This window comes from Pseudoalteromonas sp. SG44-17, from assembly GCF_014164235.1.
In the GTDB taxonomy this organism is placed as follows: Bacteria; Pseudomonadota; Gammaproteobacteria; order Enterobacterales; family Alteromonadaceae; genus Pseudoalteromonas; species Pseudoalteromonas rhizosphaerae.
The window spans coordinates 62,280-77,729 of the sequence record NZ_JACJEV010000010.1 but is presented as its reverse complement, the minus strand read 5'-3'; the positions used below and the strand labels follow the sequence as shown (position 1 = coordinate 77,729).

The window sequence follows — 15,450 nt, the reverse complement described above, 5'->3', positions numbered from 1 at the left end:
GCAAGCATGTTAAATTTCAGTTTTGCAAACCCAACCAAGATTCATTTTGGCGAACAGCAAATTGCCTTAATCAAAAATGAGATCCCGGCAGACGCAAAGGTACTTGTTACTTATGGCGGTGGCAGTATTAAAAGTAATGGTATTTATGATCAGGTGGCTGCGGCGTTAAGCGAACACACTTGGTTTGAATTTGCCGGTATTGAACCTAACCCAAGTTACCAAACATGTATGAAAGCCGTTGCTTTGGTTAAAGAAAAGCAAGTTGATTATATTCTTGCTGTAGGCGGTGGTTCGGTAATTGATGGTAGTAAATTTATTGCCGCAGCAGCTAATTATGACGGCGAGCCATGGGATATTCTAGCTAAAGGCGGTGAGGTAAAATCAGCAATAGCATTAGGTGTTGTATTGACTTTGCCAGCAACGGGTTCTGAATCAAATTCTTTTAGTGTGGTTTCAAACCTTGATAGCCACGATAAACTGCCTTTTGCGAGTCCATTAGTACAGCCACAATTTGCAGTACTCGACCCTGCGGTGACTTACTCATTACCAAAACGTCAAGTGGCAAACGGTATTGTTGATGCGTTTGTACATACCATGGAACAATACTTGACCTATGACGTAGGTGCAAAACTTCAAGATCGTTTCGCTGAAGGTATTTTAATGACCTTACTTGAAGAAGGACCGAAAGCGTTCAGTGAGCCAGATAATTACCAAGTACGCGCTAACATTATGTGGTCAGCAACCATGGCATTGAATGGTTTAATTGGTGCTGGTGTGCCACAAGATTGGTCAACGCATATGTTAGGCCATGAGATGACAGCGGTTTATGGTCTTGATCACGCACAAACCTTGGCAATTGTACTACCGCGCATGATGGCGGAGCAAAAAGACACTAAGCGCGGTAAAATCTTACAATACGCAGAGCGTGTTTTAGGCCTTGATATTAGCGATGAAGATACGGCTATTGAGCAAGCGATTGCAGCAACAGAAGCGTTTTTTCATAGTGTTAATATGCCAACGCGTTTAAGTGATTATAACTTAGGTGAAGAAGTCGCAGACAAAATTGTTGCGCAACTAGAGCGCCATGGGATGACGGCACTCGGTGAGCGAGAGCAAGTCACGCTTGATAAGAGTCGTGCAATTTTATTAGCCAGCGTTTAAGGCTACTTTTAGCGCATTACAAATGCGCTAATTTAAGATCAAAAATAAACCCATACCAACCAGTGTTGTGTAGTAAATGTTATGCGTTTTATATGCGACAATAATAGCTGCTATTGCCGCACTGAGGTATGGGTTTTGCCAATCTAAATTTATCCCCTCGTCTGTTACAAACACAATAGGTACCCAAATCGCGGTAAGTACCGCCGGTGCGCTAAAACTTAAAAACTGCTGCATTTTCGGGCCAACTTTAAATGGTAGGTCACGATGTAAAAATAAGTAACGGGTAAAAAAGGTAATACATGCCATAAGTAAAATAGTTGTTATCATCAATTATGCTCCAATTTACCTTGGATACGGCTAATAAGGTAACCGATAGTCATCGCCGATAGTGCCGCAGCTACTAACCATAATTCAAACCCCTGGCTTTTTAAAACGGTAGCCACAACACCAGCGCTTACAACCGTTGCCAATGTAGCTAGATTTTTAATACCAGGAATTACTAATGCAATAAAAGTTGCAGCAATAGCAAAGTCTAAGCCTAAATTAGTGAGATCAGGTAGCAGACTGCCCGCTACGATGCCAATTAATGTCCACAAGTTCCAAGTAATATAAAAGCTAAAGCCGGCACTGAGCGCGTAGATCAAGCGAGTTTTAGTTCGATAAGCTTTGCGATGATGGGAAAACGCAAACAGCTCATCAGTGAGTACAAAGCTTACCGGTAAGCGCCAGCGTAGCGACTGATCAATCACTTTATGACGCACCGCTAAGCCGTATAAAAAGTGCCGTGAGCTAATTATGAAGGTGGTGAATAAAATAGTTAATAAAGGCGTATTGCCAGCCATTAGCTCTATAGCGACTAGTTGGGCGGAACCGGCAAACACTAATAATGACATGGCTTGGGTTTCAAATGCGCTAAAGCCATTTTGAATTGCCAGTGAACCACATAAAATCCCCCAAGGGATCACTGCTAAACACAGTGGTAGCATATCTAAAAAGCCTTTTAGGAGTGCGCGTTTGGTGCTAAGTGTCATTAATATTATTCATTACGGTAATTAATGCCCTTAGTCTGCCATAGATCAATTAACCCTGAACAGCAAAGATGCTAAATTAACAAAAGTTTGAAATAATAAGCTTTTACGCAAAAGAGGTTAAGCATGCATAAAATTAAAGTATGGGATGGGTTTATTCGCAGTTTCCATTGGTTGTTAGTTATTGCAATTGCGGCGCTGTATTTTAGTGCTGAAGAAGGCATGATGGAATTGCACTTTGTGGCTGGCTTTTTCACCTTAGCGCTACTAGTAACACGTCTTATTTGGGGCTTGATTGGTAGCAAAACAGCTAAGTTAAGTGCATTGTTTCATTCACCTAGCGCAGCACTAAAATCATTTAAACAAACAGATAATAAACCAGGCCATGGCGCAGCGGGCAGCTACATGGTGTTGGCATTTTTTATTTTATTACTGGCGCAGTTAGTAAGCGGCTTAATGACCACCGATGACATTTTGACAGATGGCCCATTAGTGCAGTATGTATCAAGTAATGTAGTTGAATGGGCCGGCTGGGTGCATCATAAGAACTTTGATTTATTGTTGTACGCGATTATTCTCCATATTGTGGCAATTGTAATTTATCGCATGAAAGGTAAAAATTTAGTCAAAGCAATGGTTACGGGCTATGCCGCTGAAAAAAATAATGATAGTAATGAAGAGCTAACAAAATCACCGTGGACTGCGATAATTATTCTTGTCGTTGTATTTGCGGCATTACTGATGACATGGGGCGCAGAGCCTGTGGCTTACTTGTTTAGTTAAACTGTTTAACAGATCAAAAACGGCGCTAATTTAGCGCCGTTTTAGTTTTAAGATGATCGCATTAAAGATTAGTCTTTAAATGATGTGTGGCAATCTTTACAGCCTTTAGCCCATGGGCCAAATGCTTTAGCAATTACTTTTTTATCGCCTGTTTGCGCGGCAACGGCTAGTTCGTCAGCATATTGTTGAAATGCTGCTGCTTTTTTCATAAAGGTTTCGTTATCGCTCCAAATAGCAGGTAATGCAGATGTGTCACCTTTATCACTGCCTGCAACGAATGCTTCCCATGGCATTTTTGATAATGCAGCAGCATTATTTGCACGATGCTTAAACTGTTCTGCGTCAAAAGGTACTTTGCCTTTTAGCATGTCACCCATATCACCAATTTGGACACGGATCATTGAAAATGCCGCTTGGCGGTACTCAATGGCGTCACTAGGCTCTTCAAATACAGAGTTTGCTGTTGCACCAAATGTTAGTGCACAAAGTGTTGCACCTAAAAATAATTGCTTTAACTTCATTCCTTTTGCCCCTTATATGTAATTCATTGCTTGTACAGTTGCTGTTGTATATCAGCAAGTCAGATTATTCAAGTATATTGCGGTTAAACTGAACTGTTATTGAATTATAAAACTAAGATTGTATCTTAATTATTGATATCAATATCAGCAAAGATCATTCCTCTGCGCATACTACGAGTAGCTAAAAACACCTCACCCAGTAAAGACATAAATGCACAAATAAGTAGTGCCATTGCGCCAACAAAACAACTGCCGATGGAAACACCTAAATTAACTGATTGAATATGAGACAAAAATAACAGCATGACCACGGCGCAAACAAGTACCGCACTTAATACACTTAAACTAAAGGCAATATGGATACAGCGAGAGCGTTTCAGCAGTGCTCGTAGCTCGGTTGTTAGCGATGAATTAAATTCTTCATCGGTACTTACCTTTAATTTTCGTTCAAGTTGACGAGCACGGTCGGTAATTCGAGCTAAGCGATTAGATAAAACCCCCAGCGTAGCAGCAATACCAGTAATTAAAAAAACTGGCGCAACGGCTGTTTGGATTACTTTTGCCATTGTTAGAATATTTATAACATCAGAGTTCATTGCTTTCCTTTTAGGTACATTGGTAGATTTTAATTATTCCGTTTACAAAGATTTACATTTATTTTTTTGATTGTTTTTTTATTTAAAACAGTCACTTAGTGTTGATTTGTTAATTTTCACATTGCTTTTTGTAATTTACATGTAATCGAATTGTTGTCATTTTGGGTGTTGAAGTTCTATATTAGTCTCGCACTTAATTTATGATCATCAATAAGTACAATAATACATAACATATCCCAGGGGAAATCATGTCTAAGAATCTAATAAAAAGAACGGCGGTTGCAACCGCTGTAACAAGCATCTTAGTTGCAGGTGCTGTAAATGCAAATACTATAAATAACAGCGCACTTAAGAATACTAGCTACACACCAGTATCACAGACCGATATTGTTAATAAAAATCAACCTTCAGCATACCTTGTTGTTTTAAAGGCAAAAACAGCAGCTGATATGATGGAGCAAGGCGCCTATAATGTTTCTGATGCTCGTCAAAGTTATGACCAAGTAGCAACTTTACAAAGCCAAGTTCAAGATAAGTTATTTACTCTTGATAGTAATGTAAAAGTACTTGGTTCTACTAAAATTTTGGCACCGACGTTAATTGTTCAAGCAAGTCAAGGTGCGCTAGATCGAATTGCAAAAGACTCACGCGTAGAGCGTGTTTTACCTATGTTTGATTACGACCTTCATGTTGCAGCAACCGCTGACTACATCAAAGCGTCGCCATTAGTAGTAAATGGTACAGTTACAGGTGCAACGCAAACTGTTGCAGTATTAGATACGGGTATTGATTATACTCACAAAATTTTTGGTGGTGAAGGAACCGTTGAAGCTTATGAGGCAGCTCAAGCAGATCCTACCACAGTAAATTGGCCACAAGGCCAAGTTATGGGTGGTTATGACTTCATACGTAATGATGCTGATCCAATTGAAAATGATCCAGCCGCTCCTACAGAAGAAGATGCACCAACAAGCCATGGTACATCTGTATCTCACTCAGTAACAGGTATTGCACCAGCGGTGGAGCTATACGTGTATTCAGTGTGTGGCGGCGGTTGTCCAAGTGCAGCACAGGTTTCGGCATTAGAAGCCGCTATGGATCCAAATGGTGATGGTGATTCAGAAGATCGTGTTGATGTAATCAATATGTCTTTAGGTGGAGAGTTTGGTGACACATACATCGGTGGCGGTGCGCAGTTCTTAATTCAAAAAGCGGTTGAGGCTGGTGTAAACGTTGTTATTTCTGCTGGTAATGATGGCGATAACCCATTCCGTATTGGTGGCCCTTCTACAACTCCTAACGCATTATCTGTTGGCGCGATGACGCATCCTACAAATGATGTTGGCGTTGCAACAGGCACAATTGAAGGCGCAGAGACCACAATTCAGCCGTCAGGTTTTGGTCCACAAACTGCGTTTGTAATGACAGATGCCGATGCTGAAGTTGTTTACCCTGAAGAAAACCAAAATGGCTGCGAGGCATTCTCTGCTGAAACTGACTTTACTGGTAAAGCGGTAATTATTGACCGTGGTGCATGTAATTTCACGGCAAAAGTATTAAATGCTCAAGACCGTGGTGCTAAGTTTGTATTTATAGCAAACAATACTGATGATGGCACGCCTGCTCCAATGGGTGGCTTTGATGCTGCAGTAACAATTCCTAATGTTGGCATTAACTTTGCTGCAGGTGCAGCAATGAAAGCTGCTTTAGCGGCCGGTGAAATGCCAACATATACCATAACGATTGAGCGTAAAGTGACTGCGGGTGCAGTTGCATCATTCTCATCTCGTGGTCCATCAATGGATGGTTTATTAAAACCTGAAATTACAGCGCCAGGTACTGATATTATGGTAGCGGCAACTGGTACACAAGATCAGCTAGCTCCAGCAACAGGTACTTCGTTCTCAGGTCCGATTACTGCCGGTGCTGTTGCATTAGTTCGTGAAGCGCATCCAGAGCGTAATGCGTTTGAAATAAAAGCGACAATCATGAATGCGGCTGATTTAAACGTAACCGTAGATCCTATTAGTATTAACCCAGATTCACCACTTGCACCAATTAGTTTAATCGGTGCAGGCTTAGTGGATGTTGAAAAGGCGGTTAATTTACCTGTCGCAGCATGGGTTGAAGATGATGAGTATGAAACTAAACAGGCTGCGTTATCATTCGGTTTAGAACGCATGACAGAAACAACCAGCTTTACAAAAACAGTGACGCTGAAAAACTTCTCTGATGCAGACAAAACATATGACCTTCGTATTGAAGAGCGTTATATGAATGATGTGGATACAGGTGCTGTTAGCTTTGATATTCCACGTAGTGTAACTGTTGCGGCAAATACGGTAACAACATTCGAAGTAACCATGACAGTTGATCCATCTAAACTTCATGAGTGGACATTAGAAAACCCATTTAGCCAAGATGATCTAGCTGCTCGTAGTCCGTCACTGACAATGGCTGAATTTGATGGCGCATTGGTATTTGATGATACTTCAACAGCCGATACGGATCACGACTTACACATTGTTTATCATGCATTACCTAAGGCCGGTGCTGAGTTAGAATTCTCTTTTGAAGATATCGATGGTTCTACGCAGTTAGTTGTTGAGAACGTTGGTGCGCTGGCTGTAGAGCCAACATCTGAGCAGGTCGTTGCATCTAGCCCTGAAAATGCTGAGATAGATTTTGACATTCTTAGCACTACATTTGCTGCTTATGCATCTGAAACATGTGATTCTGGAGTGTTTATTACCTCTTCAATTCAATTACGAGATGAAATTACCCATATGCGTCAAGTCGGTGTTCGTATGAATCTCGATATTGATAATGACGGTGTTTATGATCACTTTATGATGAATCTTAATGATGTTGGCCGTGATGCTGCAATACCTGGACGCAGCCGTACATTAATTGGTGAAATCGATGCGGCGGGTGAGGATGTATGGCAATGGGGTACACCTATGTATCATGCTGCTGGCGAAGATACAGTGACCTTCTCTGGATGTAGTAATCTGTTAGGATTAGATGCAAACATGCTGGGAGGAACAATTAATATTGCAGCTTCAGTTGGTTACCCAAGTTATCAGGCTGGTGTATTCTTCGAAACAGATAGTGCAGCTGGTTCTACTGTGTTTACAGCGAACCCTGCAGTAACAATGTATGCGACTGATAGCGTAGATAATGCAATCACTAAACTAGAGCCAGGTCAAAAAGCTGTTGTTAAATCTAGCGGTGCGTTTGCTCTTACATCACCTGCAGGAACGAAAGTTTATTTATCTGCGCCACGAGATATTCCTGGTGCACCTAAAGTACCTAACTTAGTAATTGAAGATTTTGCAATCGACGAAACAATGCTTACTGGTTTAACCATTGGCACAATCAAACTCGATGCTGAGGCAGCACTTGATATTGCTTATTTTGAAACTTTGAGTATGTCTGCTCCGGGTCTTATTGTTGATGCTGATACTGGTGATATCATTGTTGATAACACTGATTTAATTGACTCAGAAGCTGGTCTTAAAGAAATTACAATCACAGTAAAAGCTGTTGACGTTATTGGTACTGAGTCTGCACCAGTAACATTTACAGTAACAATCAATAACGTAGCTGATGAACTTCCGGTTGTTGCTGAAGGTCAAAAATTCAACGTGATTGAATCTGCAGCTGAAGGTACTGTTATTGGTAAACTAGCAGCGGAGCTTTTCGAAAGTTCAGCAACGATGATTGTTTCAGGCAGTGTTAAAGGTTCTGACGTAATTGCAATTAATGAAATGGGTGAATTAGTCGTTACTGGTAGCCTAAATCATTATGCAATGCCAACACTTGAGTTAGAAGTTACGCTAACTGATGATAGCGGTTTAGAGTCTGCACCTGTTACTGTAATGCTTAACGTGGAAATTGATCCTAATTCACATGCACCGATGATTGAGATGAATCAACGTTTCAGAATTGATGAAAATGTTGCTTTAGGAACAACTATTGGTACTCTTGCATTCTCTGACCCTGATTCTGATGTGTCACCAGTTGAACGCTTTATTGTATCAGGTAGCCATTTAGTTTCAGTAAATCCAGATGGAACAATTGTTACTGCTGGCGAAATTGATTACGAATTTGACCGTGAAATCGTATTCAGTGTTCAAGCTGAAGATAGCAAAGGTTATGTGTCTAAAGCCGTGAGTGTTGTTGTTGGTGTTAACAATCTACGTGCGAACGATGATGACGACAATGACAACTCTGGTTCTCTAGCATGGTTAACGCTGCTTGTAGCACCGTTTGCATTTATGCGTCGCCGTAAACAAAAGTAGTAATATAGCCTCTAAAGGCATATAGCTTTAGTTAAAATACCGCCATTGGGCGGTATTTTTTTTGTTTTAAATTTATTGTGATTACCTAAAACGGTTACACTTTTTGTTTCAATGTTGTTTTTTTGTTTCTTGCTGGTGTAGTATTCGGGACTTAATGTTTCTTTTTGGGGACATTTAATAACAATAATCTCATCAGAGGAATTTATGTCTAACAAGTTAATAACAAAAACAGCCTTATCAATTGCAGTATCATCAGCGCTAATGGCGGCATCGGTAAATGCACAAACAGTGCAAACAGCACACAGTATTACCGCTCTCAATAATTTCTCTACAGCTACATTTAATGAAACCGAAGTTAAAGAACAGTTACCATCAGCTCATATGATTGTGCTAAGAGCGACAACCGCCGCCGATCTAATGGCGCAAGGTATTTATCAAATAGGTGACAGCCGTGCAACCATTGCACAAATTGAGCAAGTGCAAAGTGAAGTGACAATTGAACTAAGTAGTCTAGATTTTGGTACAAAAGTAATCGGCCAAACTAAAGTGCTGGCGCCTACTTTGATTGTACAAGCAAGCCCTGAGGCGTTAGAAAAAATTGCCCGTGACTACCGAGTTGAGAAAGTGCTGCCAATGTATGATTATGAATTACATGTCGCCGCATCTGCAGATTATTTAAAAGCTTCACCATTGGTTGCAAATGGGGTTGTAACAGGTAAAGGTCAAACGGTAGCGGTACTGGATACAGGTGTTGACTACACGCACAACGTTTTTGGTGGTGCGGGTACCGTAGAGGCGTATGACGCAGCTCAAGCTGATCCTACTTCTGTAGCTTGGCCGCAAGGCATCGTACATGGTGGCTACGACTTTATTCGTGACGATGCTGATCCAATTGAACATGATCCTGTAGTCGTGATCCCCGATGTTGATGAACCGACCAGTCATGGTACGTCTGTTTCTCACTCTGTTACTGGAATTGCTCCTGAAGTAGAGTTATATGTGTACTCAGTGTGTGGTGGTGGTTGTCCAAGTGCAGCACAAGCATCAGCATTAGAAGCGGCAATGGATCCTAATGGTGATGGCGATATCTCTGACCGCGTAGATGTTATTAATATGTCTTTAGGTGGCGAGTTTGGTGGCACTGAAACTGACGGAGGTACTCAATACTTAATTCAAAAAGCGGTTGATTTAGGTGTAAATGTTGTTATCTCAGCAGGCAATGATGGCGATCATCCTTTTCGTATTGGGGGACCAAGTACCACGCCAAACGCACTTGCAGTTGGTGCGATGACGCATCCAACATTAGATATTGGGATTGCTTCAGGTACCGTACTTGGAGAAGAGGTTGTTTTTCAAGTTTCAGGTTTTGGTCCGCAAACCGCATTTGCTATGGCAGATACCTATGCTGAACTTGTTTACCCAACCGCAAATCAAAATGGCTGTGAAGTATTTTCAGAAGACACCGATTTTAATAATAAAGCGGTGCTTATAGATCGTGGTGTATGTAATTTCACGAAAAAAGTACTGCATGCACAACAGCGCGGCGCATCGTTTGTATTTATTGCAAATAACGAAGATGACGGTACTCCTGCTTCAATGGGTGGATTTGATGCCACGGTTACTATCCCAAATATTGGCATTACTTATGCTGCCGGGGCAGCGATAAAAGCGGAGCTTAAAGCATCAGGCAAAGCTGCATATAGCTTAGTTGTTGAGCGTAAAGTAACATCAGGTGCTGTGGCAACCTTTTCATCGCGCGGTCCATCAATGGATGGTTTATTAAAACCTGAAATCACAGCGCCAGGTACAAGCATTATGGTTGCAGCAACTGGTACGCAAGATCAACTAGCTCCAGCCTCAGGTACATCCTTTTCAGGACCGATTACTGCCGGTGCGGTTGCGTTAGTACGCGCAGCACACCCACAGCGTAATGCCTTTGAAATTAAAGCAACATTAATGAATACGGCAGATCTAAATGTGACTAATGAGCCGCTTAGCACAAATCCAGATTCTGAATTAGCACCAATTAGTATGATTGGTGCTGGTTTAGTTAACGTTGAAAAAGCGGTTAATCTGCCTGTTGTAGCATGGGTTGATAATACCGAGTTTAAAACTAAACAAGCGGCATTATCGTTTGGCTTAGAAAACTTTACTGGCGTTAGGTCAATCAGCAAAACAGTCACCGTGAAAAATTTCTCGACACAAGAAAAAACCTACAAATTACGGACTGAAGCACGTTACGCAAATGATAAAAACAGTGGCGCAATCAGTTGGGATATTCCAGCCAGCGTAACAATTCCCGCAGGTCAAACTACAGAGTTTGATGTAACGCTAACTGTTGATCCCAGTAAATTGCATCAGTGGAAACTGGAAAACCCATTTGATGCCGAATCGGTAGCTGCACGAAGCGCCGCATTAACGCTCGCAGAGTTTGACGGCGCCTTAGTGTTTGACGATGTGGATGACACTGATTCAGATTATGCGCTACATGTTGTTTACCATGCGCTACCAAAAGCGGCTAGTGAATTAAGTATTGCTCCTGAAGTGGTTGGTAATGAGATGCAACTTATCGTTGAGAATACTGGGGCAACAACAGTTTCAACAATGACAGAAAATATTGTTGCAACTGGTAAAGTTAAGTCAGCAGCAGAGGCTCCGTTCAATATTCTTGCAACTACATTCAATGCAATAGCAGCTGAAGGATGTGAATCTGGTGTATTAGTTACAGCATCGATTCAGTTACGTGATGAGATCACTCATGTATTCCAAGCAGGTTATCGTTTAGATATAGACACCAACAACGATGGTGCCTATGACTTCCTTATGCAGAACTACAATGACCGAGGTCGTAAAACGACTTCGCCAGGGCGTTCACGTACTGTTATTGGTACTATCGATGACGCTGGCGCAGAAACGCTTCGGTTTTTGACACCGTTATATCAATCAGCCGGTGCAGATACCATTACCTTCTCGGTATGTAGCAACACACTTGGGTTAACACGTGATAATTTAGGTGATCCGTTAAATATTAAGGCATCTGTAGGCTATCCATCTTATGGTGGCGGCGTGTACTTTGAAACAGATAGTCTAGTTGGCGCTACGACCTTTAGTTCTTCAGCGTCAGTGAGTTTAACTGCGGTGGATGGCAGTGATACAGTCGTAAATCAACTTGCGCCAGGTGAAAAAGCGATTGTGAATGCTAGTGCGCCATTTGCTTTTACAGCATCGTCATTACAAGATGTACTGAAACTAGTGACTGCTGAAGACTTAGTGTTACCAAAAACGCAGGCTCCTAAGCTTGCAAATGCATCATTTGATGTTGTTGAAAATGCGGAAAACGGCCATCTCGTTGGCACCTTGAGTGTTGTGGAATCAGATAGAGATTTAGCGATTGCTGAGTTTTATGTGCAATCGCAAACTCATCAAGGCTTTAGTGTTGATAATAAAGGGCAAATTCTTGTATCAAACAGCGAGTTAGTTGATTTTGAAGTTGGTAAGCACATCGCTGAACTAGTCGTTGTTGCCATCGATACTTTGGGAAATACATCAGAGCCAGCTGTTATTACTATTAACATTACCAATGTTGCAGATGAAGCGAGCGAAGTAACCCCAATTATAAATTCTGGCCAAGTATTCTCTGTTGCAGAAAACACCCCAGTAGCTACCGCATTTGCTCAATTAGCTTTCACAGATCCAGATAACAGTTCAATCACTATGTTTACTGTAGCGGGAAGTGATGCAATCACGATTGATAATACGGGGATGCTAACCGTTGCTCAACTACTTAATTTTGAAGAGCAAAGTACTATTACGTTAGAGATAGTCGCAATTGATGAAGATGGTCATCAGTCAGCTGCTGAAATTGTGACGATTAACGTGTTAAATGTCGCTGATGAAGGAGCAGAAGTTGCGCCAATTATCGAAGCCGGGCAAACTTTTAAAGTGCAAGAAAATGCCGTGGTAGGCACTGTGATTGGTCAAATACGTGCTATTGATCCAGATACAGCAGTAACACCAATTGTAAGCTACACAGTTGCAGGTCATAACGGTATTGCAATTGATGAACTTGGCCAAATCACAGTGGCGGGTGACGTTGATTATGATGCAACACCTGAGATAAAGCTGATGGTTAGCGCAACGGATAGTGTTGGTAATCAATCTGCACCAGTTGAAGTAACAATCACTGTAGCGCAAGACGCACTAGAAAACACGCCAGTTATTGTTGATAATCAACGCTTTAGTGTTGATGAAAATACAGCGCTTGGCACAGTGATTGGTAAACTTAACTTTAGTGATCCAGATGCTGATGTAAGTCCTGTTACTAAGTTTATTGTGTCAGGCACTGACTTAGTCATTGTTAATGCTGCGGGTGAAATTGTTGTTGCAGGTAGTATTGATTATGAATATGAGCGTAACTTTACATTTAGTGTTATCGCTGTTGATAGTGCGGGTAAAAACTCTAAAGCTGTTGCTGTTGAAGTACGAGTAAAGGATATTGTGGGCAAAGATGACGATAATAATGACGGTGACAGCGGTTCACTAGCATGGTTAGCATTGCTTATTGCACCATTTGCATTTATGCGCCGCCGAAAACAAAAGTAATTAATTGTTTAGTTAGTCATTTTAATTATCAGTGATTAACGAGCAAAGTTAATCAAACAAAGGGAGCTTAGGCTCCCTTTTTACATTGCTTTACAAACTAATATAGGTAATCAACAGCTAGTTAGATATATTGCTAGTAGTGGAATAATAATAACTCTAGGGAATACTATGAAAACACGTCAATCATTTGCGTTAGCGGCTTTGTCGTTAGCTATTTTAGCGGGCTGTAATAAAGCTCCAGAACAAAATAATATAAAATCCGAGGCTGTACAGAGTGAAGCTGCAGTGGTTAATGTAACTGCACCGGTAGCCAATAAGATCCCTTTCGAAATGACTATTCATGGTGATACGCGCACCGATAATTACTATTGGATGCGTGACGATGAACGAAAAGATGCAGCTGTCATAGCACACCTTAATGCAGAAAATACCTATACTGATGCGATGCTAAAGCATACTAAAGCTTTACAAACTACTTTGTTTGAAGAGTTAAAAGGGCGCATTCAAAAAGATGATGACTCCGTGCCAACTAAAAGTGGCGATTATTATTATTCATCGCAAACGCGAGGGGATAATGAATACCCGACTTATGTTCGCAGTAGCGATGATAAGGGCACTGATCAACACGTTATATTAGATGTAAATGAGTTGGCAAAAGGCCATGACTATTTCGCGGCAACAGGTTTATCTGTCAGCCCAAATGGTCACTTATTAGCATATGGTGAAGACACGGTAAGTCGACGAATCTACTCTATTTTAGTGAAAGATTTAAAGACCGGTAAATTACTAGAAGATAAGCTCGAAGGGACCGATGGTGATATCGTCTGGGCGAATGATAATAAAACTTTTTATTACATTAAAAAAGACTTACAGACATTGTTAGGTTATCAGGTTTATCGCCATACCTTAGGTACGTCACAAGCACAAGATGAGTTAGTGTACGAAGAGACTAACACAAGTTATTACACTGGCCTTGGTAAGAGTAAAGATAAACAAGAAATTTATATTTGGCATGGCAGTACTAACGCTTCAGGTGTGTCGGTAATTGATGCTAATGACGTCAAGGCACAGCCAAAGCGCTTAATTGAACGTGAAGAAAACCTAGAATATGATATTGCTAAACTCGGTGATACTTATTACATAGTCACTAACCTTAACGCAGTAAACTTTCAGCTAATGACGGTGGATAAAGATAAAGCGCACGACAAAGCGAATTGGCAAACACTGATCGCCGCGCGTGATGATATTAAGCTTGAAGGCATCGATTTGTTCACTGACCATTTAGTGTATAAAGAGCGTGAAATGGGGCAATCTCGTTTAACGATACGCAACTTAAAGTCGGGTGATGAACAGCAGCTGAGCTTTAATGACAGCAGTTATATGGTCAGTACATATGGTAATAATGAATTAGATAGCGAAAGCTTACGAGTATATTATGCCAGTATGACGACGCCTGGTTCATCGTATGATATCGATTTGAATAGCACAACGAAAACACTGTTAAAACAGCAACAAGTGATCGGTGATTTTAATGCCGATAATTATGCATCGGAGCGACTATTTATTACTGCGCGAGATGGCGTAAAAGTACCGGTGAGTTTAGTTTATCGCAAAGATAAATTCAAAAAAGATGGCACTAATCCATTGTTACAATATGGCTATGGGTCGTATGGGGCAACCATGGATCCAAGTTTTTCTAGTAGCCGTTTGAGTTTACTTGATCGAGGCTTTGTATTTGCTATCGCGCATATTCGTGGCTCGCAGATGCTTGGTCGTCCTTGGTATGAAGATGGCAAGCTACTCAATAAAAAGAATACTTTTAATGACTTTGTTGATGTAACCAAAGGCTTAGTTACCCAGCAGTATGGTGCGCAAGATAAAATATTCGCGATGGGCGGCAGTGCGGGCGGCTTATTAATGGGCGCCGTGGCAAACCAAGCACCAGAGCTTTATCAGGGGATGGTTGCGGCTGTGCCATTTGTTGATGTAGTGACCACTATGTTAGATGCGAGCTTACCATTAACAACCAACGAGTACGGCGAGTGGGGCAACCCAAATGACAAACTATATTATGATTATATGCTGTCTTACTCACCGTACGATCAAGTGAGTAAACAAGCGTATCCAAATATGTTGGTCACCACAGGTTTGCATGATTCTCAAGTGCAATATTTTGAACCAGCAAAATGGGTTGCAAAATTACGTGAGTTTAAAACCGATGATAATAAATTACTGTTTAAAATTGATATGGAAGCAGGCCATGGTGGCGCATCTGGGCGTTTTAAAAGCCTTCAAGATACAGCTCTAAATTATGCATTTATCTTAGATTTAGCTGGTATTAAAAAGTAATAACTGATTTTAGTGTTTTACAATTAAGGCGTGACTTAGGTTACGCCTTAATTTTTTGTCTAAATTAAGTGTTGTGGTTTTGCACACTTGCTCGAGCTTAGCAGTA

At 41.1% G+C, this 15,450-nt stretch carries 9 protein-coding genes; 5 read left to right on the top strand and 4 right to left on the bottom strand.

Translation table 11 applies throughout. The features are described 5' to 3' along the window. Positions 1–6: 6 nt before the first annotated feature. Positions 7–1,161, top strand: coding sequence for an iron-containing alcohol dehydrogenase (locus H5182_RS09560; RefSeq protein ID WP_145240013.1), 1,155 nt, complete (start codon positions 7–9; stop codon positions 1,159–1,161). Positions 1,162–1,188: 27 nt separating this feature from the next. Here H5182_RS09560 and H5182_RS09555 read toward each other — a convergent pair whose 3' ends face one another. Beyond that, positions 1,189–1,488, bottom strand: coding sequence for an AzlD domain-containing protein (locus H5182_RS09555; protein ID WP_145240011.1), 300 nt, complete (start codon positions 1,486–1,488; stop codon positions 1,189–1,191). Next, positions 1,488–2,192, bottom strand: coding sequence for an AzlC family ABC transporter permease (locus tag H5182_RS09550; protein WP_145240009.1), 705 nt, complete (start codon positions 2,190–2,192; stop codon positions 1,488–1,490). Before H5182_RS09550 ends, H5182_RS09555 begins: the two co-directional genes overlap by 1 nt. A 123-nt stretch (positions 2,193–2,315) precedes the next feature. Here H5182_RS09550 and H5182_RS09545 point away from each other — a divergent pair, with 123 nt between their 5' ends. Then, positions 2,316–2,972, top strand: coding sequence for a cytochrome b/b6 domain-containing protein (locus tag H5182_RS09545; RefSeq protein WP_182730734.1), 657 nt, complete (start codon positions 2,316–2,318; stop codon positions 2,970–2,972). A gap of 68 nt (positions 2,973–3,040) precedes the next feature. Here the strand turns inward: H5182_RS09545 and H5182_RS09540 are convergent, their stop codons facing one another. After that, on the bottom strand, positions 3,041–3,493 hold the full coding sequence (locus H5182_RS09540; protein WP_182730735.1) for a cytochrome c: 453 nt from the start codon (positions 3,491–3,493) through the stop codon (positions 3,041–3,043). 125 nt (positions 3,494–3,618) lie between these two features. Further along, positions 3,619–4,089, bottom strand: coding sequence for a DUF2721 domain-containing protein (locus H5182_RS09535; protein WP_145240002.1), 471 nt, complete (start codon positions 4,087–4,089; stop codon positions 3,619–3,621). 248 nt (positions 4,090–4,337) lie between these two features. On the opposite strand from H5182_RS09535, the gene H5182_RS09530 reads away from it, so the two are divergent. The 3 genes from H5182_RS09530 (at position 4,338) to H5182_RS09520 (ending at position 15,344) form a co-directional block, all read left to right on the top strand. After that, a complete protein-coding gene (locus H5182_RS09530) occupies positions 4,338–8,393 on the top strand; it encodes a S8 family serine peptidase (RefSeq protein WP_145240000.1) in 4,056 nt (1,351 codons plus the stop codon). A gap of 204 nt (positions 8,394–8,597) precedes the next feature. Further along, entirely contained in the window at positions 8,598–12,995 is a 4,398-nt protein-coding gene (locus H5182_RS09525; protein ID WP_182759934.1) for a S8 family serine peptidase, read from the top strand. 168 nt (positions 12,996–13,163) lie between these two features. Next, entirely contained in the window at positions 13,164–15,344 is a 2,181-nt protein-coding gene (locus H5182_RS09520) for a S9 family peptidase (protein ID WP_145239996.1), read from the top strand. The last annotated feature ends 106 nt before the right edge of the window (positions 15,345–15,450 follow it).